This is a genomic window from Ruegeria sp. R13_0, assembly GCF_017743995.1.
In the GTDB taxonomy this organism is placed as follows: Bacteria; Pseudomonadota; Alphaproteobacteria; order Rhodobacterales; family Rhodobacteraceae; genus Ruegeria.
On record NZ_JAGHRB010000005.1, the window covers coordinates 146,749 to 171,649 of the forward strand.

The 24,901-nt window shown below is 58.4% G+C and carries 27 protein-coding genes; 18 read left to right on the forward strand and 9 right to left on the reverse strand.

From position 1 onward, the window contains the following. Positions 1-16: 16 nt before the first annotated feature. The 3 genes from J7394_RS08380 to mdh all read right to left on the reverse strand — a co-directional run bounded on the left by J7394_RS08380 (position 17) and on the right by mdh (position 3,143). Positions 17-658: a hypothetical protein gene (locus tag J7394_RS08380; protein WP_209252298.1), complete on the reverse strand. Its 642-nt coding sequence runs from the start codon at positions 656-658 to the stop codon at positions 17-19. A 6-nt stretch (positions 659-664) separates the two neighbouring features. Then, positions 665-1,858, reverse strand: a complete 1,194-nt coding sequence (sucC, locus tag J7394_RS08385; RefSeq protein WP_209252300.1) for an ADP-forming succinate--CoA ligase subunit beta — start codon at positions 1,856-1,858, stop codon at positions 665-667. Positions 1,859-2,180: 322 nt separating this feature from the next. Continuing rightward, positions 2,181-3,143, reverse strand: a complete 963-nt coding sequence (gene mdh / locus J7394_RS08390) for a malate dehydrogenase (protein ID WP_170378975.1) — start codon at positions 3,141-3,143, stop codon at positions 2,181-2,183. Between the two features lie 161 nt (positions 3,144-3,304). On the opposite strand from mdh, the gene J7394_RS08395 reads away from it, so the two are divergent. After that, a complete protein-coding gene (locus tag J7394_RS08395; protein WP_170661187.1) occupies positions 3,305-4,060 on the forward strand; it encodes a sulfite exporter TauE/SafE family protein in 756 nt (251 codons plus the stop codon). Here J7394_RS08395 and J7394_RS08400 read toward each other — a convergent pair. After that, positions 4,057-4,362, reverse strand: a complete 306-nt coding sequence (locus J7394_RS08400) for a hypothetical protein (protein ID WP_209252302.1) — start codon at positions 4,360-4,362, stop codon at positions 4,057-4,059. The genes J7394_RS08395 and J7394_RS08400 overlap by 4 nt on opposite strands. A gap of 169 nt (positions 4,363-4,531) precedes the next feature. Here J7394_RS08400 and J7394_RS08405 point away from each other — a divergent pair, with 169 nt between their 5' ends. The 11 genes from J7394_RS08405 (at position 4,532) to J7394_RS08455 (ending at position 12,605) form a co-directional block, all read left to right on the forward strand. Next, positions 4,532-5,389, forward strand: a complete 858-nt coding sequence (locus tag J7394_RS08405) for a CoA ester lyase (protein ID WP_209252304.1) — start codon at positions 4,532-4,534, stop codon at positions 5,387-5,389. Between the two features lie 6 nt (positions 5,390-5,395). Continuing rightward, positions 5,396-5,947: an NnrU family protein gene (locus J7394_RS08410; protein WP_209252307.1), complete on the forward strand. Its 552-nt coding sequence runs from the start codon at positions 5,396-5,398 to the stop codon at positions 5,945-5,947. A 15-nt stretch (positions 5,948-5,962) separates the two neighbouring features. After that, on the forward strand, positions 5,963-6,169 hold the full coding sequence (locus tag J7394_RS08415; RefSeq protein ID WP_170378966.1) for a DUF1737 domain-containing protein: 207 nt from the start codon (positions 5,963-5,965) through the stop codon (positions 6,167-6,169). Then, the gene (locus J7394_RS08420) at positions 6,169-7,197 is read left to right on the forward strand and encodes a MaoC family dehydratase (RefSeq protein WP_209252308.1); all 1,029 of its coding nucleotides are present in this window, start codon (positions 6,169-6,171) and stop codon (positions 7,195-7,197) included. Before J7394_RS08415 ends, J7394_RS08420 begins: the two co-directional genes overlap by 1 nt. Positions 7,198-7,353: 156 nt before the next feature. Then, a complete protein-coding gene (locus tag J7394_RS08425) occupies positions 7,354-8,013 on the forward strand; it encodes a DUF1194 domain-containing protein (protein ID WP_209252309.1) in 660 nt (219 codons plus the stop codon). 213 nt (positions 8,014-8,226) lie between these two features. Continuing rightward, entirely contained in the window at positions 8,227-8,610 is a 384-nt protein-coding gene (sdhC, locus tag J7394_RS08430) for a succinate dehydrogenase, cytochrome b556 subunit (protein ID WP_209252310.1), read from the forward strand. 10 nt (positions 8,611-8,620) lie between these two features. Further along, complete coding sequence (locus tag J7394_RS08435) at positions 8,621-8,992, forward strand: succinate dehydrogenase, hydrophobic membrane anchor protein (protein WP_209252311.1); 372 nt, start codon at positions 8,621-8,623, stop codon at positions 8,990-8,992. Positions 8,993-9,014: 22 nt separating this feature from the next. Next, positions 9,015-10,823: a succinate dehydrogenase flavoprotein subunit gene (gene sdhA, locus J7394_RS08440; RefSeq protein WP_209252312.1), complete on the forward strand. Its 1,809-nt coding sequence runs from the start codon at positions 9,015-9,017 to the stop codon at positions 10,821-10,823. A 91-nt stretch (positions 10,824-10,914) separates the two neighbouring features. Continuing rightward, positions 10,915-11,541 (forward strand): sulfotransferase, encoded by a 627-nt coding sequence (locus J7394_RS08445; protein WP_209252314.1) that lies wholly within the window; start codon positions 10,915-10,917, stop codon positions 11,539-11,541. A gap of 13 nt (positions 11,542-11,554) precedes the next feature. Further along, positions 11,555-12,334 (forward strand): succinate dehydrogenase iron-sulfur subunit, encoded by a 780-nt coding sequence (locus J7394_RS08450; protein ID WP_170462678.1) that lies wholly within the window; start codon positions 11,555-11,557, stop codon positions 12,332-12,334. Between the two features lie 124 nt (positions 12,335-12,458). Then, the gene (locus J7394_RS08455) at positions 12,459-12,605 is read left to right on the forward strand and encodes a hypothetical protein (protein ID WP_209252316.1); all 147 of its coding nucleotides are present in this window, start codon (positions 12,459-12,461) and stop codon (positions 12,603-12,605) included. 275 nt (positions 12,606-12,880) lie between these two features. Here the strand turns inward: J7394_RS08455 and deoD are convergent, their stop codons facing one another. The 3 genes from deoD to J7394_RS08470 all read right to left on the reverse strand — a co-directional run bounded on the left by deoD (position 12,881) and on the right by J7394_RS08470 (position 16,021). Then, a complete protein-coding gene (gene deoD, locus J7394_RS08460; RefSeq protein WP_209252318.1) occupies positions 12,881-13,594 on the reverse strand; it encodes a purine-nucleoside phosphorylase in 714 nt (237 codons plus the stop codon). 19 nt (positions 13,595-13,613) lie between these two features. Then, positions 13,614-13,931 (reverse strand): H-NS family nucleoid-associated regulatory protein, encoded by a 318-nt coding sequence (locus J7394_RS08465; RefSeq protein ID WP_209252320.1) that lies wholly within the window; start codon positions 13,929-13,931, stop codon positions 13,614-13,616. A gap of 122 nt (positions 13,932-14,053) precedes the next feature. Further along, on the reverse strand, positions 14,054-16,021 hold the full coding sequence (locus J7394_RS08470) for a protein meaA (protein ID WP_209252322.1): 1,968 nt from the start codon (positions 16,019-16,021) through the stop codon (positions 14,054-14,056). A gap of 144 nt (positions 16,022-16,165) precedes the next feature. Here J7394_RS08470 and J7394_RS08475 point away from each other — a divergent pair, with 144 nt between their 5' ends. The 6 genes from J7394_RS08475 to J7394_RS08500 all read left to right on the forward strand — a co-directional run bounded on the left by J7394_RS08475 (position 16,166) and on the right by J7394_RS08500 (position 23,076). After that, positions 16,166-17,554 carry a 1-acyl-sn-glycerol-3-phosphate acyltransferase gene (locus tag J7394_RS08475; protein ID WP_209252324.1) on the forward strand — a complete coding sequence of 463 codons (1,389 nt, stop codon included), beginning with the start codon at positions 16,166-16,168 and terminating at the stop codon, positions 17,552-17,554. Between the two features lie 111 nt (positions 17,555-17,665). Further along, a complete protein-coding gene (ccrA, locus tag J7394_RS08480) occupies positions 17,666-18,952 on the forward strand; it encodes a crotonyl-CoA carboxylase/reductase (protein WP_209252326.1) in 1,287 nt (428 codons plus the stop codon). Between the two features lie 364 nt (positions 18,953-19,316). Further along, positions 19,317-20,036, forward strand: a complete 720-nt coding sequence (locus J7394_RS08485; protein ID WP_209252327.1) for a LuxR family transcriptional regulator — start codon at positions 19,317-19,319, stop codon at positions 20,034-20,036. Between the two features lie 83 nt (positions 20,037-20,119). Then, positions 20,120-20,758 carry an acyl-homoserine-lactone synthase gene (locus J7394_RS08490; protein ID WP_170378937.1) on the forward strand — a complete coding sequence of 213 codons (639 nt, stop codon included), beginning with the start codon at positions 20,120-20,122 and terminating at the stop codon, positions 20,756-20,758. 60 nt (positions 20,759-20,818) lie between these two features. Next, positions 20,819-22,351, forward strand: coding sequence for an ATP-dependent RecD-like DNA helicase (locus J7394_RS08495; RefSeq protein ID WP_209252328.1), 1,533 nt, complete (start codon positions 20,819-20,821; stop codon positions 22,349-22,351). Then, the gene (locus J7394_RS08500) at positions 22,348-23,076 is read left to right on the forward strand and encodes an SDR family oxidoreductase (protein ID WP_209252329.1); all 729 of its coding nucleotides are present in this window, start codon (positions 22,348-22,350) and stop codon (positions 23,074-23,076) included. Before J7394_RS08495 ends, J7394_RS08500 begins: the two co-directional genes overlap by 4 nt. A gap of 3 nt (positions 23,077-23,079) precedes the next feature. On the opposite strand, the gene J7394_RS08505 is transcribed toward J7394_RS08500, so the two are convergent. Then, positions 23,080-23,847, reverse strand: coding sequence for a TIGR02186 family protein (locus tag J7394_RS08505; RefSeq protein WP_209252330.1), 768 nt, complete (start codon positions 23,845-23,847; stop codon positions 23,080-23,082). A 2-nt stretch (positions 23,848-23,849) separates the two neighbouring features. Next, on the reverse strand, positions 23,850-24,770 hold the full coding sequence (locus J7394_RS08510) for a sulfite exporter TauE/SafE family protein (protein ID WP_209252331.1): 921 nt from the start codon (positions 24,768-24,770) through the stop codon (positions 23,850-23,852). Positions 24,771-24,901: the final 131 nt, after the last annotated feature.

Genomic DNA, 24,901 nt, shown 5'->3' on the forward strand with positions numbered 1-24,901 from the left:
CATTTGATTTCGAACTCTACCGGCCGTCGATTTTTATTACGGTGCCAGAAATGTAGTGAGTTTCCTTGCCTGGGGTTCTTTCCACAGCGCCTTCCGCATCATAGACTTCGACTTTGAAGTCGACGCCGTCTCGGCGGTAGGTGCCAAAATACCCGACTTTATCTGTGCCGATATTAGTTTCCCCAGCTATGCGATTCATTGCCTTTACAGTTTGAAAGCCGTTTGCAGTGAGTTCTTTTCCAAGTTCTACCGCAAACTCGTCCGCCCATGTTCCTCTGATTTGAGCGTCGCAACTATATCGTTTGAAGACCGTTCCTTTTGGTACCGGAGGAGCATCGGTTTTGTCCCAACGTCCGGGTTGATCCGTGTCGATATAGAAACGAGGTTTCCCGTAGAAATTGAAATCATCCCACCCCTTTAGATCAACGCCAAGTCCTAGGTCTTCGCGTCTTGCCACCTTTTGCGCATCCAAGAAGGTAACGGGCTTACGCAGGCAAAGATCGCGCATTGCAAAAAAAACCTGCTCAGCACTAACCCCACGAGCGGCAGGGTTGGCCAATAGGGAATTGGCCGTTTGACCGCTGCCGCCCCCTTCGCAGGCCGATAGACCGGCAAGACAGGCGCACAAGGTTAGCATTCGCGCTAAGGGATGATTCATCAGGACTTAACCCTTAACCGCCTTCACGATCTTCTCGGCACCGTCTTTCAGGTTGTCCGCCGCGATCACGTCCAGGCCAGAGGTGTTGATGATCTCTTTGCCCTTCTCGACATTGGTGCCTTCCAGACGCACGACCAGCGGAACCTTCAGACCGACCTCTTTCACCGCGGCAACTACGCCTTCGGCGATGACGTCACAGCGCATGATACCGCCGAAGATGTTGACCAGAATGCCTTTGACGTTCGGGTCCGAGGTGATGATCTTGAACGCCTCGGTCACTTTCTCTTTGGTCGCACCGCCGCCCACGTCGAGGAAGTTGGCAGGCTCAGCCCCATACAGCTTGATGATGTCCATGGTCGCCATCGCCAGACCGGCGCCGTTGACCATGCAGCCGATCTCACCATCCAGGGCGATGTAGTTCAGATCGTACTTGGAGGCCTCGAGTTCCTTGGGGTCTTCCTCGGTCTCGTCGCGCAGCTCGGCGATGTCGGGGTGGCGGTAAACCGCGTTGCCGTCAAAGCCCAGCTTGGCGTCCAGCACCTTGAGCTCGCCGCTGTCCGAGACGATCAGCGGGTTAATCTCCAGCATCTCCATGTCCTTCTCGACGAAGGCTTTGTAGAGGATGCCCATCAGGCGCACACATTGCTTGACCTGCGCGCCCTGAAGACCCAGCGAGAACGCGATGCGGCGGCCGTGATAGGCCTGGTATCCGGTCACAGGGTCCACCGAGAATGAGAGGATTTTTTCAGGCGTGGACGCGGCTACTTCTTCGATATCCATACCGCCTTCGGTCGAGCAGACAAAAGAGATGCGGCTGGTCTGGCGATCCACCAGCAGGGCCAGATACAGCTCACGCTCGATGCCGGAACCGGCTTCGATATAGATGCGGTTGACCTGCTTGCCTGCGGGGCCGGTCTGGTGGGTGACCAGAGTGCGACCCAGCATCTTCTTTGCTTCCTCGGCCGCTTCTTCCACCGACTTGGTCAGACGGACACCGCCCTTTTCACCTGCGTCTGCCTCTTTGAAGCTGCCCTTGCCGCGCCCACCTGCGTGGATCTGCGCCTTCACAACCCACAGAGGGCCGTCCAGTTCACCGGCTGCGGTTTTGGCTTCCTCGGCGCGCAGAACCGCGCGACCGTCGGAGACCGGAGCGCCATAGCTGCGAAGAAGCGCCTTGGCTTGGTATTCGTGAATGTTCATCGAAATTGTCCCGTCTGACTACGATTAAACCGATATAGAGGTGTCTAGGGCACAATTATAAAGGCTTTTTTGACGTCAGAGTGGTTTTTAGCGAAGATTTTTCTCATTTGTGATCACAGTATTTTAGGGTGTGATCACAAAATTCATAGGAATGAGTGTTGATTCGAATCCACTTTGAACAGAGTTTCAAAACCGCATCAAAATAGGCATTTGCGACGTTTGCCCTAACATTCCAGGCAGCGGATTGGTGTCGCAATGGGCCCGCCTCATAAAAAAACCGGCCCAATTCAGGGCCGGTTCTGAAAATTGAGTCTTAGAGCGTTTAAGCCAGAGAACCATCAATGCCTTTACAAGCCTCAATCAGGCCCTTCACGGCGTTGACCGAGTTTTCAAAGCCCGCTTGTTCGTCTTCGTTCAGCTTGATGTCGACGATACGCTCGATGCCGCCTGCACCGATGACGGTCGGAACGCCGACATACATGCCGTCAACGCCGAACTCGCCGTTGCAATAGGCCGCGCAGGGCAGAACGCGCTTTTGATCTTTCAGGTAGGCTTCGGCCATTTCGATCGCCGAGGTCGCGGGCGCATAGAACGCGGATCCGGTTTTCAGCAGGCCAACGATCTCGGCGCCGCCATCACGGGTGCGCTGAACGATGGCGTCCAGTTTCTCTTGCGTGGTCCAGCCCATCTCGACCAGATCGGGCAACGGGATACCGGCGACGGTCGAATAGCGCACCGACGGTACCATGGTGTCGCCATGGCCACCCAGAACAAAGGCGGTGACGTCTCGCATCGAAACATTGAACTCTTCCGATAGGAAATGTGCGAAACGGGCCGAATCCAAAACGCCCGCCATGCCGCAGACCTTGTTGTGCGGCAGGCCTGAGAATTCGCGCAGAGCCCAGACCATCGCGTCCAGCGGATTGGTGATGCAGATCACGAATGCGTCGGGCGCGTGGGCTGCGATGCCTTCGCCGACCGACTTCATGACTTTCAGGTTGATGCCCAGCAGGTCATCGCGGCTCATCCCCGGTTTACGGGCGACACCTGCGGTGACGATGCACACGTCTGCGCCTGCGATGTCCGCATAGTCGCTAGAACCTGACATTGCGGCGTCAAAGCCTTCGGACGGGCCGGACTCGGCGATGTCGAGCGCCTTGCCCTGAGGCAGTCCGTCAGCGATGTCAAACAGGACGACGTCACCGAGTTCTTTGACAGCTGCAAGATGCGCAAGCGTGCCGCCGATGTTCCCAGCGCCGATCAGCGCAATCTTGGGTCTGGCCATTTGGAATATCTCCGGTCGGTATTGAAATCGCGGGTTTGCTAGTCGTTAAATGGCTTTTGCGCAAGGGTCCTGCGGCGCGGCATGCCACCGCATACCGTTTGCCATCCCCAATCCGGTTGCGCTAAACCGCCTATGAATCAAGCCAATTCCCGGGACGCTGCATGTTTGAATTGAACCTGATGTTTTTTGCAGTCGCGATCCCGGCGGTCATCTTTGCGGGCATCTCGAAGGGTGGGTTCGGCTCGGGCGTGGCCTTTGCGTCGTCGTCGATTCTGGCTTTGATCCTGACACCGGGGCAGGCGTTGGCGCTGATGCTGCCGATCCTCATGGTGATCGACGTGGCCACGCTGGGACCCTATTGGAAACGCTGGAGCTGGCCGGATTCGCGTCTGCTGATCCTGGGCGCGGTTCCGGGTGTTCTGCTGGGCACCTGGCTATACCGGGTGACAGATGACGACCTACTGCGCCTGCTGATCGGAGGGATCTCGATCGGGTTTGTGATCTGGCACGTCGCCCAAAGCAAGGGCTGGATACGCGGTTTCACCCGCCGTTTGCCTGCCTCTGCTGGTCTGTTCGCGGGGCTCGTCGCCGGGTTTACCAGTTTCGTCAGCCATGCAGGAGGTCCCCCGGCAGCGGTCTACCTGCTGTCGCAACGCCTGTCGAAGACCGAGTTTCAGGCCTCGACCGTTTTGGTGTTCTGGGTGATCAACGCGGCGAAATTCGTGCCCTACGCCTATTTGGGCCTATTCACATGGCACACGGCGCTGGCGGATCTTCTGCTGACCCCGTTCGCCATATTGGGGGCCTGGCTGGGCGTCCGGGCGCATTTCATGCTGTCCGAACGCCTGTTCTTTGGTATCGCCTATGTGTTGCTGACCCTGACCGGAGGCAAGCTGATCTGGGACGCATTGACTTAGGTGTTTGGCGGCAGGACATCGGCCATCTGCTCATAGGCTCGCCCGGAGGCCACAAGGCAGGTCATCCCGTCCGGCATGGTTACCGTGATCGTCCAACTGCCGGATTGGTCCGAGGCAAACAGCTCCATCACCGCACCCTGACGGGCAATGCCGATCCCCCGGCGCTTTTCACCATAGGTTTCCGCAAGGCGTTGCAACACATCGGCCCGAGGGGCGCAGTTGCGGGCCTGCGCCTGAACCTGTTGCGCCGCGAGGGCCATGATTCCAAGCCCGATTGTCATCTTCAATACTGTATTTTTCATCTCTGACCCCATCTGTCACCAGTCGTCCAAAGTCTGCGGTCAAGAGGGCGATATTGCGTTAAAGCAAAGAGCGTTGCGTCATTTATGCTGCGTTGCGGCGATTTTTACCTTGAACTTTCCTGAGAAAAATGCCCCTTTCTGCGCAACATTATTTCAACGGGAGAGGCCAATGCACCCGCGTCAGCGCCCTTATCGCTCGGTTCTATACATTCCCGGTTCGCGTGACCGGGCCTTGGACAAGGCCCGCACCTTGCCGGTCGATGCCATCATCTTCGATCTCGAAGACGCGGTGTCTGCCGACGAAAAACCCAATGCACGCGAGACCCTGAAGGCCGCGCTGGCCGCTGGCGGATACGGCTCTCGGGTCAAGATCGTTCGTATCAACGGCCTGGATACTCCGTGGGGTGCAGATGACGCCAAAGCCGTGCGCGAGATGGATGCCGATGCGGTTCTGTTGCCCAAGGTGAATTCGGCGGCGGATGTGGATGCTTTGGCCGCGATCACCGGGGATCTGCCGATCTGGGCCATGATGGAGACCCCGCGCGGTATGCTGAATGCGGCCGAGATTGCAGCGCATCCGCTGATGGCGGGTTTCGTGATGGGGGCAAACGATTTGGCCAAAGACTTGCAAACCCGGTTTCGTCCCGACCGTCTGCCGCTGATGACCTCACTTGGTCTTTGCCTGCTTGCAGCCAAGGCCGAAGGGCTGATCATTGTTGATGGCGTCTACAACGCCTTCAAAGACACTGAAGGGTTGGCCGCCGAATGCGAACAGGGCCGCGATATGGGCTTTGATGGCAAGACGCTGATCCACCCGGCGCAGATCGAGGTCACCAATGCAGCCTTCGCCCCGTCGGATGACGAGATCGACCTCGCCCGCCGTCAGATCAGCGCGTTTGAGGAAACCGAGGCGCAAGGGCAGGGTGTTGCCGTTGTCGACGGCAAGATCGTCGAAAACCTGCATGTTGTAACTGCCCGCGAAATTCTGGCAAAAGCGGAGGCGATTTCAGCTTTGCAAGCGGGGTAAGCCAGCATGGGCTTTGTTCTTCTGATCCTTGGTGTGGCGCTATGGTGGGCCGCACATCTGTTCAAACGCATCCTGCCTGCGCAACGCGCGGCGATGGGCGATGGCGGCAAAGGGGCTGTGGCGCTGGCGCTGGTGGCCGCGATCTTGTTGATGATCTTCGGCTACCGCATGACCGAGTCTATCTATGTCTGGGCACCGCCAAGCTTCATGACCCATATCAACAACCTGTTGGTGCTGATCGCGATCTACATGATGAGCCCCGCCCCCAAAAAAGGCCGTCTGCTGCATAAGCTGCGCCATCCGATGCTGGGCGGGTTCAAGCTATGGGCCTTTGCGCATCTGTTGGTGAATGGTGATCTGGCTTCAATCATCTTGTTCGGCGGGCTTTTGGCCTGGGCCGTGGTCGAGGTGATCGTGATCAACAAATCCGAACCCGACTGGACCCCTGGCGAACCCGGCACCTATGGCATGGACGCGATGTTCTTTGTCGCCTCGATCGTGCTGCTGGGTGTGATTGGCTATATCCACGGGCTGGTCGGCCCGTCTCCATTCGGATGATAAGGACCTGAAAGAATGGCAAAACTCTATCGCCTGCTGACCGAGGAGGACACCTCGGCCTTCTGTCACAAAGTGTCGGATGCCTTGGCAAAAGGGTGGGAGCTTTATGGCGATCCCTCCTATGCCTTCGATCAGGCCAACAACGTCATGCGGTGCGCGCAGGCTGTGACCAAAGAGGTCGACGCGGACTATTCACCTGAGATGAAACTGGGACAGCAATAATGGCAAAAACCAATCCGGGCCGCTTTTTCGAGGATTATTCCGTCGGGCAGGTGCTACCGCACGCCGTCCCGCGCACCGTGACGGAGGGAGAGCGCGGCCTCTACCATGCGCTCTATCCCGCGCGTCATGCGCTGTATTCCTCGGATGAGTTCGCGCGGTCCTGTGGTTTGCAGGAAAGCCCGATTGATGATCTGGCGGCCTTCCACGTTGTGTTCGGCAAAACGGTGCCCGATATCTCGCTGAACGCCGTGGCCAATCTGGGCTATGCCGAGGGGCGTTGGCTGCTGCCGGTTCATGCGGGTGACACGCTGCGGTCGGTGTCCGAGGTGATCGGGGTCAAGCAGAACTCGAACGGCAAGACCGGTGTGGTCTGGGTGCGGACACGCGGTCTGAACCAGTTGGACGAAGTGGTCCTGGAATATGTCCGCTGGGTGATGGTGCGCAAGGCAAACCCGGATGCGCCGGCACCGGAAACGGTTGTGCCAGAGTTGAAGAAAGTGCTGGAGCCGAGTGATTTGGTCATCCCTGAGGGGCTGGATTTCTCAAACTATGATTTCACTCTGGCCGGTGAGCCACACCGTTGGGGCGACTATGAGATCGGCGAGACCATTGATCACGTGGACGGCGTGACGGTTGAAGAGGCCGAGCATATGCTGGCCACACGCCTGTGGCAGAACACGGCCAAGGTGCATTTCGACCTGACCTTCCGCCCCGAAGGCCGCTTGATCTATGGCGGTCACGTAATCTCGATGGCGCGGGCCTTGTCATTCAACGGGTTGGCCAATGCGCAGATGATCGTGGGTCTGAATGGCGGCGCACATGCCAACCCCTGTTTCGCAGGAGACACGATCAAGGCGTGGTCCGAGGTTCTGGACAAGGCCGAAACCGACGTGCCCGGAGTAGGGGCGATCCGCCTGCGCCTGGTGGCGACCAAAGGCGGCGCGCCGTTCGAGCTGCGCGGTGAAGACGGAAAATACACGCCGGATGTGTTGCTGGACCTCGACTATTGGGCCTTGATGCCGATCTAAAGCGTTTCGGGTTTACCGGACTCATCAAGTGACACGAATGTCCCGAGAACGCCGCAAGCGTGGCAGGGTATTCGTGTCACAGGTATAACCCGAAACGCTAAAATCGGGTTACAGTGATGTGAACACAGGACCCGCAATCCGTGCTAGGGTGGCGAAATGTTTCTGCGTTTTCTCACCCTTTTCCTGTGCCTTACACGCCCCGCCTGGTCGTGTGATCTGGCGATGGCCTTGGCGGTGGATGTCTCGGGCTCTGTCGATAGCAGCGAATATCGCATTCAGATGGATGGCCTCGCCGCTGGGCTGCGCGACCCCGTCGTGTCCGAGGCCTTGGTGCGCGGACAGGCGCAGTTGATGCTGCTGCAGTGGACGGGCGAATCCCGCCAGCGGGTGACGATCCCGTGGACGAAAATCGACAGCTTTATTGCTCTGGAGAAGTTCGCTGATCAAGTTGCACAGGACCCAAGGGTCTGGCGCAATTTCTCGACTGCGATCGGAGAGGCTTTGGAAGCCACCCTGCTGCGGTTTGACGACGTGGCAGAGTGCAGGCGACTGCTGATTGATATCTCGGGCGATGGGGTTTCCAACGAAGGTGTTGAGCCAACACAGATTCACGGCCTTCTGAAAGATCGAGGCGTGACAGTAAACGCCATAGCTATTGAAGAAAGTGAACCGGACCTAACGGCCTATTTCTTTGAAAATGTCATTTTCGGAGAGGGGGCGTTTGTGGTCTCGGCCTCGGGTTTTGCAGATTATCCAGAGCGCATACGCAAAAAGCTGCTGCGTGAGGTGACGCAGCAATCTGCCGGTTTTCGCTGATCTGCAGGGATTCGTGATCACAATGCTTGGGCATTGAAAACGCTAACATTGTATCGAGGGAATATTTTTTGTGATCACACCTACATTTAGCGTGATCACATTCGGCCTAAATCACCTTATTTGAGGCAATTTTACCTGTTTTTGCAGGTGCAGCACGTGACAGAAGCGCAAAAACAAGTAAAAACTCTGGTAGCCAAAGTAAGAGGAGCCGCCATGGCCGATGTCAATCGGGGCAACCGCCCGCTCTCGCCACATATTATGATCTATCGCCCGCAGATGACTTCGATGTCGTCCATCATGGTTCGGTTCTCCGGCCTCGGGGTGTTTGCCGTTGCCATTCTGGTCGTCTGGTGGCTGCTGGCCGCGTCAACTTCGGAAAGTGCCTTTGCGCTGATCGACGGGTTTCTAACCGGCTGGTTCGGTAAGCTGATCCTCATCGTTGCGACCTGGGCGCTTTGGTATCACACACTGGGCCGCCTGCGTCACGTGTTCTGGGACTTCGGCTACTGCCTCGACGTGAACACCTCGGAAAAACTGGGGATGGGCATGTTCATCGGGGCCACCGTCCTGACCATTCTCACCGTGCTTGTGGTTTAAGGAGACGGACATGCGATATCTGACCGACCGCAAACGCGCGCAGGGCCTGGGCGCAGGGAAATCGGGAACACAAACCCATTGGCGTACCATGGTGCGCGCGATGATCCTGACCGTGCTGGTTCCCATATTTATCATCACCTTCGGAATGGGCCTCGGCGGCACGTACGAAGAGGTTCTGGCCTATTTCAGCCGTCCTTTCCCTGCGATTGTCACCGCCCTGACCCTGATCGTGGGCCTTCAGCAGCTTATGTATGAGGCGCAGGAAACCATCGAAGACTATATCCATGGCATTCTTGAGAAAATCTCTCTCGTTGCGATGTGGGCGCTTGGCTACACGCTGATGGCTGCGGGGCTGTTTGCCCTGGTCAAGCTGGCCCTGTGACGCGCGATAAGGAACAAGAACAATGACAGCAGCATATGAATATGAAACCCACGAATACGACGTTGTCGTCGTAGGCGCAGGTGGGGCCGGTCTGCGGGCAACATTGGGCATGGCCGAGCAGGGGCTGCGTACAGCCTGTGTCACCAAAGTGTTCCCGACACGCTCACATACGGTTGCCGCGCAAGGTGGTATTGCCGCGTCCCTGTCCAACATGGGGCCTGACCATTGGCAATGGCACATGTACGACACCGTAAAGGGTTCGGACTGGCTGGGTGACACCGATGCGATGGAATATCTCGCGCGTGAAGCCCCCAAAGCTGTGTATGAGCTGGAGCACTACGGCGTGCCCTTCAGCCGGACCGAAGAAGGTAAAATCTATCAGCGTCCCTTCGGCGGTCACACCACCGAGTTTGGCGAAGGCCCCGCCGTGCAGCGCACCTGTGCAGCCGCGGACCGGACGGGCCACGCGATCCTGCATACGCTCTATGGACAATCGCTGAAAAACAACGCTGAATTCTACATCGAATATTTCGCCATCGACCTGATCATGTCCGAGGACGGGCAGTGTCAGGGCGTCGTCTGCTGGAAGCTGGACGACGGCACGATGCATGTCTTCAACGCCAAGATGGTTGTACTGGCGACCGGCGGTTACGGTCGTGCATATTTCAGCGCGACCTCGGCCCATACCTGCACCGGCGACGGTGGCGGCATGGTGGCCCGTGCCGGTCTGGCCCTGCAGGATATGGAGTTCGTTCAGTTTCACCCGACTGGAATCTACGGCTCGGGTTGCCTGATCACCGAAGGTGCGAGGGGGGAGGGCGGTTACCTGACCAACTCCGAAGGTGAGCGATTCATGGAGCGCTATGCGCCCCAGTACAAGGACTTGGCGCCGCGCGACTATGTCTCGCGTTCGATGACGATGGAGATCCGCGAAGGTCGTGGTCACGGCGATGACGGGGATCATATTCATTTGAACCTGAGCCACCTGCCAGCCGAGGCGCTGGCGGAACGGTTGCCTGGAATCTCGGAATCGGCACGTGTCTTTGCTGGTGTTGACGTTACCAAGGAACCCATCCCGGTTCTGCCGACCGTGCACTACAATATGGGCGGTATTCCGACGAATTATTGGGGTGAGGTTCTCAACCCAACTGCCGACAACCCAACCGCGGTTGTTCCCGGCCTTATGGCAGTGGGCGAAGCGGGTTGTGCTTCGGTCCACGGTGCCAACCGTCTGGGATCTAACTCTCTGATCGATCTGGTCGTCTTCGGTCGCGCGGCGGCCATCCGGGCCGGTAAAGTAGTGGACGCGGACGCGTCGAACCCTGTGCTGAACCAGGCATCGGTTGACAAGGCATTTGATCGGTTTGACGCCGTGCGGAACGCCTCGGGCGCAGTCCCGACCGCTGACCTGCGGCTTGATATGCAAAAGACCATGCAGCAGGACGCGGCTGTCTTCCGGACCGCCAAGACCATGGCGGAAGGCGTCGAAAAGATGACGGCGATCGCTGCCAAGATGGACGATCTGAAGGTTTCGGACCGGTCTCTGGTCTGGAACAGTGACCTGATGGAGTCGTTGGAACTGACCAATTTGATGCCGAGTGCTCTGGCTACCATCGTGGGGGCCGAAGCGCGCAAAGAGTCCCGTGGCGCGCATGCGCACGAGGATTTCGCCGAGCGCGACGACGAGAACTGGCGTGTCCACACCGTCAGCCGGGTCGAGGGTAACAAGGTTGAACTCAGCTACCGTCCGGTGATCGTTGATCCTTTGACCAACGAGGATCAGGGCGGCATCAGCCTCAAGAAAATCGCGCCCAAAGCGCGGACGTTCTAAGTAGGAGCAACCATCAGGCAATGAGGTGCAAGCGCCACATACCCACCGACACGATAAACGCCCCTTTCGGGCGTGGTGAGGGGTGCTTGCCATGACGGTTGAACAGCTGCCCTCGGGTCCGCGAGACCCCAAGATCATCCTGATCGGTCTGAACCGCTGCGCCACCACGTCGCTGCACAAGCTGTTTCAGAACAGCGGCATCGCGTCGGTGCACTGGGTGGACGATCAGGGCAACAACCTGGCCCAGAAAATGGTGACGAATATTGCCATGGGTCGGAAACCGCTGGATGGGTTCGGCTCGGTCCGGGCCTTTACCGACATTGCCTTCGTGAATGCCCGGTTCATGCTGGATGGCACGCGGTTCTTCCGCGAGTTGCACGCCGCATATCCGGATGCCTATTTCCTGCTGAACACGCGCGATCGCGAGGATTGGATTTCCTCACGCGCGCTGCACAGCAATGGCGGCTATCTCGAACGCTGCTGCAAGGCCAACGGGATGGGCGCAGACGAGGTGAAACAGGGCTGGCGCCGGATGTATGACGTACACCACGCCGAGGTGCAGGCCCATTTCAACGGGATCCCAAGGTTCCTGCGCTTTGATATCGACCGCGATGACCCTCAGGCGATTGCCGACTGGTTATCTGCGGATTTTGACGTGAACATTGCCCATTGGGGGCACTACAATCGAGGCGCGTCTGACCGCGCCCGGACAGGCTGAATGGAGAATTGACATGGTTCAACTGACCCTGCCCAAGAATTCCCGGATCACCACCGGCAAGACATGGCCCAAACCGGACGGCGCGAAGAACCTGCGCAAGTTCCAGATCTATCGCTGGAACCCCGATGACGGACAGAACCCGCGTGTCGACACGTATTTCGTCGATATGGACACCTGCGGTCCGATGATTCTGGACGCGCTGATCAAGATCAAGAACGAGATCGATCCGACCCTGACCTTCCGCCGTTCGTGCCGCGAGGGGATCTGTGGCTCCTGCGCGATGAATATCGACGGGATAAACACGCTGGCCTGCATCTACGGCATGGATGAGATCAAGGGCGACGTGAAGATCTATCCGCTGCCACATATGCCGGTGGTCAAGGACCTGATCCCCGACCTGACGCATTTCTACGCGCAGCATGCCTCGATCATGCCGTGGCTGGAAACCAAGACCAACCGTCCCGCGAAAGAGTGGAAGCAGTCCATCGAAGACCGCAAGAAACTGGACGGCCTGTATGAATGCGTGATGTGCGCCAGCTGCTCGACCTCGTGCCCGAGCTACTGGTGGAACGGCGACCGCTATCTTGGCCCCGCAGCCTTGCTGCATGCCTATCGCTGGATCATCGACAGCCGCGATGAAGCCACGGGGGAGCGTCTGGATGAGCTGGAAGACCCCTTCAAGCTGTATCGCTGCCACACGATCATGAACTGTGCCAAGACCTGCCCGAAGGGCCTGAACCCGGCCGCAGCGATCGCGCAGATCAAGAAGATGATGGTCGAACGTTCTGTCTGATCGACCGATGCGCTTGCCGTGCTGCGGCAAGCGCATGCCCCCTTTGCAAAAACGTCCGATGTCGTCGGGCAACTGACGCGGTATATTTGCAGAAGGGAGGAGTGATGAAATCAGGATCACTCCGATGAGTACACAAACAAACACACCGAAAACCGACGCCAAGGAAGCTCTGACCTTGTTGGAGCAAGCTTGGGCGTATTACACGCCAGAACCGGTTGGCGCGGAAGATCAAAGAGAGCCTGAGCTGTTCGAATACGCAAACGCAGCGTAACACCATCCTTGCCATTTGCGGCTGGAACGGGCCAAACAGATCTATGCCTGTTCTTCTGCTTCTTCTGGCCGCTGGGGTTTTCGCCTATTTCTTCTGGCGATCCCGCACGTCTTCGCTGACACGCGACTGTCGCTGGCGACAGCATCGAAACGAAAATCTGTGGGTTTGCGCCTTTTGCGGCGCGACGTCAGACGGTTCAGATCGTCCTTCGAAATGTCTGCGGCAATCAATTGGCAAATAGAAATCGGGCCGAGACATGCTCGGCCCGTTTCACGTTATGCTGCATCCGGGAAGGCCGCTTGCAACGCGATCTCGACCATATCGCGAAAGCTACGCTCCCGCTCGGATGAGGGCAGGGCCTCGCCTGTCAGCAGGTGGTCCGAGACGGTCAAAACCGCAAGCGCCCGGCATTTGTGTCTGGCGGCGAGGATATACAGCTCGGCTGCTTCCATCTCGACCCCCAGAATGCCGTGACGCACCATCTGTTCGTTCAAATCGGGGCGCTCATCATAGAACACGTCAGACGAATAGATCCCGCCCACATGGGTCGGTGTTCCCTTGGCCGCCGCCGCATTGGCCGCCGCCTGCAAAAGACCCCAATCGGCACAGGGGGCGAAGTTCAGTTCCTTCATGATGCCCCGGGACGGGGTGCTGAGCGTGGTCGACGTCATGGCAAGAATAACATCGCGGACATTGACGCTGTCCTGCATACCGCCGCAGGAGCCAATGCGGATCAATGTCTTTGCGCCGAAATCCCGGATCAATTCGTTCACGTAAATGGAAAGTGAGGGCATCCCCATGCCGCTGCCCTGAATGGTAACAGTGTTCCCTTTCCACGTTCCGGTAAACCCGAGCATGCCGCGCACGTTATTGACTAACCTAACATCATCCAAAAACGTTTCCGCCGCCCATTTCGCCCGATGGGGATCTCCGGGCAATAGAACGGTTTCTGCGATGTCGCCTTTTTCAGCGCCAATGTGGATTGTCATTTCTGAAACGACCTCAAATTTAGATTTCCAACTCGGCGATATCGGTGCCGGAATTCAGCGCGTCATGGACCCATTGAGGCTTGCGTCCACGGCCGGTCCAGGTTTGTTCCGGGGCGTTTGGATTGCGGTATTTCGCTTTTGATTTCTGAAGTTTGGCGCCTTTGGGGGCGGCGTCCGAAAGCTCGGACAAGGAAAATCCGAATTCGGCTGCGGCTTTTTCGGCAGCTTCCAGAGCGGCTTTGCGCTCGCGCTTTTCGGCATTTACCAGGGCTTTATCAATATCGTTGCGCAATTGCAGAAGTTCATTGCGCGACATGTTTTCAAGCTCAAGTCCCATTATAATTCCTCTTTCAGACGTGAGTGGTTGTGGTTGTAAAATACAAGCCGTATTTCCACACGCCGATATAGGCTATTCCCTTCATTTCGGGAATAGCCATCAAGAGTTTTTCAAAACGGGTGTTATTCGGCGGCGATTTCCTGTGGGTCCACCAGCGCGACGATGTCGCCCATGATTGCGTTCAACTCGAAATTCTTGGGGGTGTAGATTCTGGCAACGCCCATTTTTTTCAAAGCGTCTGCGTCATCGTCTGGGATAATCCCGCCGACAATGACAGGCACGTGTGACAGGCCTGCCTGTTTCAGGCGGCTCATTACGTCTTCGACCAGAGGCAGATGACTGCCAGACAGGATCGACAAACCGATGACATGGGCATCATCCTCGGACGCGGCCGAGACGATTTCTTCTGGTGTCAGGCGAATGCCCTCATAGCTGATATCCATGCCGCAATCGCGGGCGCGGAAGGCGATCTGCTCGGCTCCGTTGGAATGGCCGTCCAGCCCCGGCTTGCCGACCAGGAATTTCAAACGACGCCCGAGCCGGTCGCTGACCGCATCGACCGAGGCGCGCAGGTCTTCCAAGCCTTCGGTCTTGTTCGAGACCGAGCCGGACACGCCGGTCGGGCCACGGTAGGTGCCGTAGACCTTGCGCATTTCCTCAGCCCATTCACCCGTAGTTGCACCGGCCTTGGCCGCAGCGATCGAGGGCTCCATGACATTCGCCCCAGTTTGCGCCGCCTTGCGCAAAGCAGCCAGCGCCACTGCGACGGCTGCGTCATCACGTTCGGCCCGCCATTCGTTCAGACGATTGATCTGCTCCTGCTCGACCGCAGGATCCACGACCATAATGCCGCCATCCTCGGTTTGCAGGGGCGAGGGCTCACCGTCGACCCATTTGTTCACACCGACCACAATGGTTTCGTTCCGTTCAATGCGGTTCAGGCGTTCTGCATTGGAATCGACCAGCCGGGACTTCATATATTCGATCGAGGCCACGGCACCGCCCATGGAGTCGAGATTGGCCAACTCGGCCCGCGCGCCTTCTTTGAGTTCTTCGACCTTGGCATCAACCGCCGGGTTCCCGTCGAACAGGTCTCCGTATTCCAGCAGGTCCGTCTCAAAAGCCAGAATCTGCTGCATACGCATTGACCACTGCTGGTCCCACGGGCGGGGCAGGCCCAAGGCCTCATTCCAGGCGGGCAACTGAACGGCACGGGCGCGCGCCTTTTTCGACAGGGTCACGGCCAGCATTTCGATCAGGATGCGGTAGACGTTGTTTTCCGGTTGCTGTTCAGTCAGCCCAAGCGAGTTCACTTGAACGCCATAGCGGAATCTGCGGAACTTGGGGTTCTCAACACCATAGCGTTGTTGAAGGATTTCATCCCAAAGGTCGACAAAGGCCCGCATTTTGCACATTTCGGTAACAAAGCGGATACCTGCATTCACGAAGAAGGAAATGCGCCCACACAGGGCAGGGAAGTCCTCGGCAGGCACACGCGGGCGTAGTTCGTCCAGCACTGCGATGGCTGTGGCGAGTGCGTAGGCCAGCTCCTGTTCCGGTGTCGCGCCGGCCTCTTGCAGGTGGTAGGAACACACGTTCATCGGGTTCCATTTCGGCACGTTAGTATAGCAATACTCGGCCACGTCCGCGATCATCTTCAACGACGGCTTGGGCGGGCAGACATAGGTGCCGCGGCTGAGATATTCCTTGATCAGGTCATTCTGTACGGTGCCCTGCAGCTTTGAGACATCCGCGCCCTGTTCCTCGGCCACGGCGATGTAAAGCGCCAGCAGCCACGGGGCCGTCGCGTTGATCGTCATCGAGGTGTTCATCTGCTCCAGCGGAATCTGGTCGAACAGCACCCGCATGTCGCCCAGATGGCAGATCGGCACACCCACTTTGCCGACCTCACCCCGCGCCAGTGTGTGGTCGCTGTCATAGCCCGTTTGAGTCGGCAGATCGAAAGCCACCGACAGGCCAGTCTGACCTTTGGCGAGGTTGCCGCGATACAGCGCGTTCGAGGCTTTGGCGGTGGAATGACCGGCATAGGTTCGGATCAGCCAGGGGCGGTCTTTCTGCATCTGCGTCATGGGCGGGCCTCGTGTTTCGGTGAGCAACAAAATTACGTCTACGGGTTCTAAATCGCAATTTTCAGGCATTGTCAATTCGCTGCGTTGCGGCATATGCGAATTGTCTAGATTGTGAGCCGTCTCGTTTGGTGGCAGTGTGGCCCGATGTTGAGAACCGTGGAACTTCCGCTGTGGCTATTCCTGTTGATCGTGGTCTTTGCCATGGTCACCTTCGCCTCGCATTTTCTGTTCCCGTCGGTCCGCTGGTTTTTTCGCCGCAGGCTTGAGAGGGCGGTCGCTCGGTTGAACCAGCGCCTGCAGAGACCGATCCAGCCGTTCAAGCTGGCGCGGCGGCACGACATGATCCAGCGGCTCATCTATGATCCTCAGGTCGGGCAAGCGGTGCAGCAGCACGCCCATGACGAAGGCATCCCCGAAGCCGTTGCGTTCGAACAAGCCCGCCGATACGCGCGTGAGATCGTGCCCTCCTTTTCGGCTTTTGCCTATTTTAGCTTCGCCATTCGTCTGTCCCGGTTGCTGAGCAACGCGTTCTACAACGTGCATCTCAGCTACAAGGATGAAAGCGCGATCAAGGATATCGATCCTGAGGCGACGGTTGTCTTTGTGATGAACCATCGCAGCAACATGGACTATGTTCTGGTCACTTATCTGGCGGCGCAGCAATCCGCCCTGTCCTATGCCGTGGGCGAATGGGCGCGGGTTTGGCCGCTCAGCCGGTTGATCCGCGCGATGGGCGCGTATTTCATCCGTCGCAAATCGGGCAGTGAGCTGTATCGCCAGGTTCTGGCCAGCTATGTGCGCCATGCGACCGAAGCAGGTGTAACGCAGGCGATGTTCCCCGAAGGCGGGCTCAGCCTGACCGGGGCTTTGGGGCGCCCCAAGCTGGGCTTGTTGAAATATATTATCGACGGCACCTCGCCTGAGGGGCGCGATGTGGTGTTTGTGCCGGTGGCCTTGAACTATGACCGCGTGCTTGAGGACACGATCCTGACGCGCGCCGCCCTCGGAACCGATCGACGGTTTCGCGCGCGGATCGGGGTGATCACAAGCTGGGTTCTCAAACAGATCTGGCGTCGGCTGATCGGCCGCTACAAGCGGTTCGGACTGGCGGCGGTTCGGTACGGTGAACCGATCTCGCTAAAAGAATTCGAGGCGCGCACAGAGGGGGATATCATGACCGACCTCGCCCGCGCATTGATGAAACGGATTGGCGCGGCGATTCCCTTGGTGCCGGGTCCGGCGGCCTGCTGGCTGCTGCGCGAGAACGGCCCAATGCCCGAACCAGAGGTGCGAAGCCGTATCCTTGCCCTCATGGAAGCCGATGGCCTGACGCTGGCGGAGGCCGAGGACGCCATCACCAGTGCGGTGGATCATATGGTCGAGCGGCGCATTCTGACCCGCGAAGACGGGGTTTTGAACCTGTCCGGGCAGCGCGAGGATCTTTTGGATTATTACGCAGACTCGGTACCCGAACAGGTGAAACCCGCCAATGCTGCACTCGCGAAAGATGTTTCTGCACCCGCTGGGTCATAAAATTACAAAAATAGACCAAAGATGGTTGCAATGTTGCGCAACCCCTCCTATCCCTCTGTAGGAGAGGCGGCGATTCTGCGTCGCGGCAAAGGTATTTAAAAGGAGGCCAGCATGGCTTTGGACACCGAAAGCGGTATCGCGTCGTACGAGGCACCCGAAAAGGACCTCTATGAAATGGGGGAAATCCCTCCGATGGGGTTTGTGCCCAAGCAGATGTACGCCTGGGCGATCCGCAAAGAGCGTCACGGAGAACCAAATACTGCGATGCAGCAGGAAGTGGTCGATGTGCCCGAACTCGACAGCAACGAGGTTCTGGTCCTCGTGATGGCGGCGGGCGTCAATTATAATGGCGTCTGGGCTGCTCTGGGCCAGCCGATCAGCCCGTTTGATGGCCACAAGGCCCCGTATCACATCGCTGGCTCGGATGCGTCCGGCATCGTTTGGGCCGTGGGTGACAAGGTCAAGCGCTGGAAGGTCGGCGATGAGGTGGTGATCCACTGCAATCAGGACGATGGCGACGATGAGGAATGCAACGGCGGCGATCCGATGTACTCGCCCAGCCAGCGTATCTGGGGATATGAAACTCCGGATGGGTCGTTCAGCCAATTCACCCGCGTGCAGGCGCAACAGCTGATGCCGCGTCCCAAGCACCTGACCTGGGAGCAGGCGGCGTGCTATACCCTGACGCTCGCTACGGCCTACCGGATGCTGTTCGGGCATGAGCCCCATGACCTGAAGCCCGGCCAGAACGTTCTGGTCTGGGGTGCCTCGGGTGGTTTGGGCTCTTACGCGATCCAGTTGATCAACACGGCCGGTGCAAATGCGATCGGCGTGATCTCGGACGAAAGCAAGCGGGATTTCGTCATGGGGCTGGGCGCCAAAGGCGTTCTGAACCGTAAGGACTTCAACTGCTGGGGTCAGCTGCCCACGGTCAACACGGCCGAATATGCCGAGTGGTTCAAAGAAGCCCGCAAGTTCGGCAAGGCGATCTGGGATATCACCGGTAAAGGCAACAACGTTGATATGGTGTTTGAACACCCCGGCGAAAGCACCTTCCCAGTGTCGACCTTCGTGGTGAAAAAGGGCGGTATGGTCGTGATTTGTGCTGGGACCACCGGGTTCAACTGTACCTTCGACGTGCGCTACATGTGGATGCACCAGAAACGCCTGCAGGGTTCGCACTTTGCACATCTGAAGCAAGCGGCAGCCGCCAACAAGCTGATGGTCGAGCGTCGCCTGGATCCTTGCATGTCGGAAGTATTCGCGTGGAATGATTTGCCCGAAGCGCATATGAAAATGCTGCGCAACGAGCACAAGCCGGGCAATATGTCGGTCCTGGTACAGGCCCCGCGCACCGGCATGCGCACTTTGGAAGAGGTTCTGGACGCGCGTCCCTAAGCCCATCCTGAAATAGACAAAAAACACCCGCGAATCGGCCCTCCGATACGCGGGTGTTCTGCCTTCTGAGAGGGCCCTTTTTTGTTTCAACAGGTTGGAATTTAGCCCCTCACTATTTTTGGGGAGTAGAAACCGGTGAATAGGTCAAAAAGATTGCACATGTTATGGTTGTGTTAACACTTCGTTAACTGTTTCAGAGAGACCCTTATGGCGCAAAATGAGTGGATACTGGACGTATTGTCGGACCTCAACGCGTTCGCTGTTGCGAATGGGTTGACTGCCTTGGCCGAACAGCTGGACGACACCAAGCTGATTGCCGCAGCCGAGATCGCGTCCATGACAGATAAGGCACGGGCGCCCGCGGATGGGAACAGAACTCGACTTGGGTCAGATCCTGAAGGATTTGGAAAACACCAGCACGCTTGATGAGCTTGGCTCGGTCGCCATTCGCCTGCGCGACTGTCTGAAAGTCGAACATCTGACATATCATTGGGTGGATGCCGCCGGGGATCAGTACGGCTATACCACCTATTCCGATGCCTGGGATGAACGGTATCGCGAAAAGAACTATCATCGCATCGACCCCGTGATACTGGGGTGTTTCCAACGATTTCACCCGGTTGATTGGAAATCGCTGGACTGGTCCGGCAAGGTCTCCAAGGCGTTTCTTCAGGATGCGTTGGGACATGGGGTGGGCAATCAGGGATATTCAATCCCGATCCGAGGGCCAAACGGCCAGTTTGCGCTTTTCACTGTCAATCACAGTTGTGACGACGACACCTGGCAGGATTTCATCTCGACCTTTGGCCGCGAATTGATCCTTGTGGCGCACTACATCAATCGCAAAGCACTGGAGTTTGAAAAGGACAGGCAACCTGAAGCGACCCGGGGTCTGTCCCCGCGTGAAATTGATGCGATGACGTTGCTTGCGCAGGGCTTCAGCCGCGCACAGGTTGCGCATTCGCTGTCGATCTCGGAACACACGCTTAGGGTCTATATCGAAAGCGCGCGCTCAAAACTGGGCGCGCAAAACACGACGCATGCGATCGCGACCGCGCTCAGCCGTGGGTTAATAGTCGTTTAAGCAACGTACGGTCCTAGAACAGTAAATTAACTACGACTTCGTACCCCTTTCGTTCCTGCACAGGACGACAAGGGGAATTAGTCATGTTGCGTTATTTGTATGCTGATGAGCTGCATAAGTTTCCAGCTTTGGCCGACGGGATGTTTCGCGATCGCGCGGATCAGTTCAAAACCCGGCTGGGATGGGACGTTTACGTCAATGAAAAAGGGGAAGAGCGAGATCAATACGATGATCTCAACCCGCTCTATGTGATTTGGGAGGAGCCGGATGGCAGCCATGGCGGCTCAATGCGGGTTCTGCCGACCACTGGCCCGGTCATGGTGAACGAGGTGTTCGGTCATCTCAACGAGGGCGAGCCGATCTGCAGTCCTCTGATCTGGGAGGTCACGCGCTTTTGCCTGTCGCGCACAGCCAGCCCCCATACGGCTGGGGCAATTATGCTGAGCGGCGGTGAAATGATGGAGGGCTTCGGTCTGACCCACATCGCCGGCGTCTTTGATGCGCGGATGATCCGGATCTACCGCCTGATCGGATCGTCTCCGATTGTGTTGGGGTCCGAGGGGAAAGGGCGCGATCAGATCTCGGTCGGTCTCTGGCCCTATTCTGCGGATGATTGCAACCGCGTGGCCGAACGGGCGGGCATCCCGCGTGAACTTTCACGCCTGTGGTTCAAAACCGCGTTCGGCCCGGCCAAACAGCACCGGTTTGCGCTGTCGGCTTAGGGCCTTGAAAACGCAAATCCGTATCTGGTGAAGGGTGGCGCGGCCCTGTAGGGTCGCGCCATGTCTTTGCCCAATGTGACCTTCTCAGAAGATCAGGCCGCCGCCTATGACAGCATCGCCGAGATGCTGCGCTCTGCCGGGGTGGACCTTGAAGATGATGCCCTGCTGAAACTGCCGGGACACGGTGAATCGGGCGTTATGGCCGTGATCGGCAAGGCCGGTTCGGGCAAGACCTTACTACTGGCGGAACTGTATAGGGCGCTGGCCGAGACGGGCGTTCACATCGTCTCGGGCGACTATGAAAGCCGCAAATCTCGCGACAAGCGCAGTCTGGCGATTCTGGCCCCCACCAACAAGGCCGCAAGCGTTTTGCGCCTGCGGGGGGTACCCGCGACGACCATCCATCGCATTCTCTATACGCCCGTCTACGACCCGGAATATGAACGCATCGCCGAGTGGCTTGAGGGCAATGACGAACGGCCCGAGATCGAGGGCCTGACGGATGAGGCGCTGGACCGGGCGGCTGCCTTCTATCAGAACAACAGGTCGATCCCGGGTGCCCTGGCCGCTGCCGGTCTGCGCGGGTCGGATTTCATCACCGGCTGGAAGCGCCGGGAAGAGCCGCTGGACATTGGTTTTGTCGACGAAGCCTCGATGCTGGATGACCGCCAGTTTGACGATCTGAAGGAGATCTTCCCGACGTTGCTGCTGTTCGGCGATCCGGCACAGCTGGCACCGGTGAATCAATCTGGTAGCATGGTGTTCGAATCCCTGCGCGAGCCGCGCAAGCTGACCCTGCATCGCATACACCGTCAGGATGCCGACAATCCCATTCTCGATCTGGCCCATGCGCTTGCTGACCCTGCCATGGGCTTTGAGGATTTCGAGCGTCTGGTCGAAGACACCGCGCGTCGCGATGACCGGGTGGTCTGGGGCCAACGGGTCGAGGTCGACCTGATGGCCCGCAGCCCGGTTCTGGTCTGGCGCAACGCAACGCGCATCCGTCTGATCCAGGCCTTCCGGCAGGTCCATGGCGCCCCCGAGACGGAATTGCTGGAAGGTGAGCCGCTGATTTGCGACGGGATTGAGTTGCCTCTGAAACACCGCAAGAAACGGCTGGATCTTGAGGCGCGTGGCCTGATCAAAGGCGCGCAGGTTGTTTATCTGGGGCCGGGGCGAAAACCCGGTTTTTCGCGCCTGCATGTCATGGGTGCCGAGGACCCTCAGATTAGTGCGGCGTCGATTGTGCAGATCGAAAAGCCGGATGAGGAGGAGCCGTTCATCCCCTATGCAGCACGTATGGGCGCGACCTTTTTGCATGGAGCGGCGGTGACCATCCACAAGGCGCAGGGCTCGCAATGGGATACGGTGCAGGTCTTCGCGCCCGACATCTATGCCGCTGCCCGCATGGGCCGGACCGAGGCCGGACAACCCTTGTGGAAACGACTGGCCTATGTTGCCATCACCCGTGCGCAGGAACGGTTGATCTGGGTGGTGCGCAATCGGTTGTCCAAGCCCACCCATCCTCTGCGCGTCGATGATCTGCGCGCGATACCGGCGGCGACCCTGACACTGGAGGCTGAAGATACATGAAATCCATCCTCATAACTGGCGCAAGTTCCGGGATCGGAAAGGCTACAGCCGAGCTGTTTCTGGCCGAGGGCTGGACCGTCGGCCTGCTAGCTCGCAGCGAAGACAAACTGGTGGAAATGGCCGAAGGGCATCGCAACTCCATCCCTCTGGTTGCGGATGTGACCGATCCAGTGGCGGTTGCGCGCGCCTTTCGGTCGTTCTCGAACAGGGCCGAGCGGCTGGACGTTCTGTTCAACAATGCAGGCATCTTTGCACCCGGCGGCACGATTGATGAAATCGCGTTGGAGGACTGGTACCAGAGCGTCAACGTCAACCTCAACGGCATGTTTCTGAGCGCGCGTGAGGCGTTTCGGATCATGCGTCATCAAACCCCGCAAGGCGGGCGCATCATCAACAACGGCTCGATCGCGGCTTATGTGCCGCGCCCGAATTCGGTGCACTATTCTGCAACGAAACACGCCATCACAGGGCTTACGCGCAGCCTGTCGCTGGACGGGCGCGATTTTGGCATTGCCTGTGGCCAGATCGATATCGGGAACGCCCGCACTCAGATGGTGCAGGGGCTAGTCGATGCTGCGATTGCCGACGGTGCGACGCCCGATCCGACTATGGATGTGGAAGATGCCGCCAAGTCGGTGCTGCACATGGCCAATCTACCGCCCGAGGCCAATGTGCAGTTCATGACCGTGATGGCCACGACCATGCCCTATATCGGCCGGGGCTGAACGTTACTTTTCGCGCAGCAGACGGAAAGCTGTTGAGGCACCCCACCCAGCGGCGATGGCGATGACCAGTGACATCAGCCCGTACCAAACGGGCTGTTCGCGGGACATGTTGTAGAGAAATCGCTCCAGCCCCACTTTGCGCACGTCGATGGTGGTTTCGTATTGCGACACCACATTGCCGCCCCGCGTCAGGAAAATGCGTGCGGCATAGTCGCCTTCGGTCAGGTCGGCAGGCATGTCGATCGACGTGCGGAACAGGGTCTGTTCGTCCACCGCAACTGTGTTTTCGCGGATCGAATACAAGCTCTCGCTTTCGCGAATGCGTATCACGGCATCGGCAAAGTCCTGAGCGGCCTCGATATGCATGGCCGCCCCGACCGAGCGGATGGCCCGCTCGATGGAAACCCGATAGCGGAGATCCTCGGTATTGGTGAGGATGTCTTTGAATGGCCCGCTGGTGGCAACAGCGTAGAAGCTTGGGGCCAGATCGACCTCGACGCTGTCGGTGTTCACCCAGATTCCCAGCTTACGCTCTTTTCGGCGCACGGTCAGAGGCTCGGACGGACCGGCAACAGTCACGATCACCTCAAGCGGAGGGCCTTCGGGGATCGGGGCTTCGCGCTTGATGGCGCCGAATATCAAAATCTCGGACCCGTCGAACGTGGCGGTAATGGCGACCCGGTCCTGGCTGAGGCCCAGGACCACCTGCTCTTCCGCGGCAACCGCTGGCAGGCAGAACAGGCACAGGGCGGCGATCAATGAGCGGACCATGATCAGTGCCCCCCGCTGGCGCCAAGCGAATACAGCTCGGACGGTTCCAGAAGCAGATCAAGCGCCAGCTTGCCACAGACGACCAGCACCAGCGCGGCCAGCAAAACCCGCAATTGTTCGGCTGGCATCCGGGCGCCGATCACGGTTCCGATCTGAGCGCCGATAACGCCACCGACCAGAAGCAGCACGGCCAGAACCACGTCCACGGTGTAGTTCGTGGTGGCGTGCAGCATTGTGGTGAAGGCGGTTACGAAAATAATCTGGAACAGGGATGTCCCGACCACAACCTTGGTGGGCATGCCCAGCAGGTAGATCATGGCAGGCACCATGATGAAGCCGCCGCCGACGCCCATGATCGCAGACAGAACGCCCACGCAAAGCCCGACCAGAACCGGTGGAATGACCGAGATATACAGGCCCGAGGTGCGAAATCGCATCTTGAAGGGCATCGCATGGACCCAGCCGCGCTGACGGCGCTTGGCAGGTGCTGCCCCGCCTTTCTTGGCCTTGCGCAAGGCGCGCAGGCTTTCGATGAACATCAGGCTGCCGATCACGCCAAGGAAGACGACGTAGCACAGCGTTACCAGCAGATCGACCTGACCCAAGCTCTTGAGGTAGTTGAACACGACGACGCCAAGCCCAGCCCCGATGAGACCGCCGATCAAAAGCACCGTGCCCATCCTGAAATCGACCGTCCTTCGCCTAAAATGCGCCAGAACGCCCGAGAAGGACGAGGCGACGATCTGGTTGGCCTCGGTCGCGACGGCAACCGCCGGAGGGATGCCGATAAAGAACAGAAGCGGCGTCATGAGGAACCCACCGCCGACTCCGAACATGCCCGACAGAATGCCGACCATGCCTCCGAGCCCAAGCAGTAGAAAGGCGTTTACGGAGACTTCGGCAATCGGAAGGTAAATTTGCATGGCATGCTCTAGTCGTATTGAGTTCGGCTGTGCAAAGCGGTGGACCCGCCGGCATCGGAAATGCGTGCAGCCTGAATATCGGGCGCTGCGGTCACAGGCCTACCACCCGTCTTTGGCAAATACGAGAGGAG

Excerpts from the sequence above, each read along its gene's own strand:
- sdhA (WP_209252312.1), top strand. The coding sequence starts at position 9,015 with ATGACAGCAGCATATGAATATGAAACCCACGAATACGACGTTGTCGTC.
- sdhC (WP_209252310.1), top strand. The coding sequence starts at position 8,227 with ATGGCCGATGTCAATCGGGGCAACCGCCCGCTCTCGCCACATATTATG.
- J7394_RS08450 (WP_170462678.1), top strand. The coding sequence starts at position 11,555 with ATGGTTCAACTGACCCTGCCCAAGAATTCCCGGATCACCACCGGCAAG.
- J7394_RS08420 (WP_209252308.1), top strand. The coding sequence starts at position 6,169 with ATGGCAAAAACCAATCCGGGCCGCTTTTTCGAGGATTATTCCGTCGGG.
- J7394_RS08485 (WP_209252327.1), top strand. The coding sequence starts at position 19,317 with ATGGGAACAGAACTCGACTTGGGTCAGATCCTGAAGGATTTGGAAAAC.
- J7394_RS08395 (WP_170661187.1), top strand. The coding sequence starts at position 3,305 with ATGTTTGAATTGAACCTGATGTTTTTTGCAGTCGCGATCCCGGCGGTC.
- J7394_RS08425 (WP_209252309.1), top strand. The coding sequence starts at position 7,354 with ATGTTTCTGCGTTTTCTCACCCTTTTCCTGTGCCTTACACGCCCCGCC.
- J7394_RS08410 (WP_209252307.1), top strand. The coding sequence starts at position 5,396 with ATGGGCTTTGTTCTTCTGATCCTTGGTGTGGCGCTATGGTGGGCCGCA.
- J7394_RS08445 (WP_209252314.1), top strand. The coding sequence starts at position 10,915 with ATGACGGTTGAACAGCTGCCCTCGGGTCCGCGAGACCCCAAGATCATC.
- J7394_RS08435 (WP_209252311.1), top strand. The coding sequence starts at position 8,621 with ATGCGATATCTGACCGACCGCAAACGCGCGCAGGGCCTGGGCGCAGGG.
- J7394_RS08475 (WP_209252324.1), top strand. The coding sequence starts at position 16,166 with ATGTTGAGAACCGTGGAACTTCCGCTGTGGCTATTCCTGTTGATCGTG.
- mdh (WP_170378975.1), bottom strand. The coding sequence starts at position 3,143 with ATGGCCAGACCCAAGATTGCGCTGATCGGCGCTGGGAACATCGGCGGC.
- J7394_RS08380 (WP_209252298.1), bottom strand. The coding sequence starts at position 658 with ATGAATCATCCCTTAGCGCGAATGCTAACCTTGTGCGCCTGTCTTGCC.
- J7394_RS08405 (WP_209252304.1), top strand. The coding sequence starts at position 4,532 with ATGCACCCGCGTCAGCGCCCTTATCGCTCGGTTCTATACATTCCCGGT.
- J7394_RS08500 (WP_209252329.1), top strand. The coding sequence starts at position 22,348 with ATGAAATCCATCCTCATAACTGGCGCAAGTTCCGGGATCGGAAAGGCT.
- J7394_RS08470 (WP_209252322.1), bottom strand. The coding sequence starts at position 16,021 with ATGACGCAGATGCAGAAAGACCGCCCCTGGCTGATCCGAACCTATGCC.
- J7394_RS08490 (WP_170378937.1), top strand. The coding sequence starts at position 20,120 with ATGTTGCGTTATTTGTATGCTGATGAGCTGCATAAGTTTCCAGCTTTG.
- J7394_RS08505 (WP_209252330.1), bottom strand. The coding sequence starts at position 23,847 with ATGGTCCGCTCATTGATCGCCGCCCTGTGCCTGTTCTGCCTGCCAGCG.
- J7394_RS08415 (WP_170378966.1), top strand. The coding sequence starts at position 5,963 with ATGGCAAAACTCTATCGCCTGCTGACCGAGGAGGACACCTCGGCCTTC.
- J7394_RS08455 (WP_209252316.1), top strand. The coding sequence starts at position 12,459 with ATGAGTACACAAACAAACACACCGAAAACCGACGCCAAGGAAGCTCTG.
- J7394_RS08465 (WP_209252320.1), bottom strand. The coding sequence starts at position 13,931 with ATGGGACTTGAGCTTGAAAACATGTCGCGCAATGAACTTCTGCAATTG.
- sucC (WP_209252300.1), bottom strand. The coding sequence starts at position 1,858 with ATGAACATTCACGAATACCAAGCCAAGGCGCTTCTTCGCAGCTATGGC.
- ccrA (WP_209252326.1), top strand. The coding sequence starts at position 17,666 with ATGGCTTTGGACACCGAAAGCGGTATCGCGTCGTACGAGGCACCCGAA.
- J7394_RS08495 (WP_209252328.1), top strand. The coding sequence starts at position 20,819 with ATGTCTTTGCCCAATGTGACCTTCTCAGAAGATCAGGCCGCCGCCTAT.
- deoD (WP_209252318.1), bottom strand. The coding sequence starts at position 13,594 with ATGACAATCCACATTGGCGCTGAAAAAGGCGACATCGCAGAAACCGTT.
- J7394_RS08400 (WP_209252302.1), bottom strand. The coding sequence starts at position 4,362 with ATGAAAAATACAGTATTGAAGATGACAATCGGGCTTGGAATCATGGCC.
- J7394_RS08510 (WP_209252331.1), bottom strand. The coding sequence starts at position 24,770 with ATGCAAATTTACCTTCCGATTGCCGAAGTCTCCGTAAACGCCTTTCTA.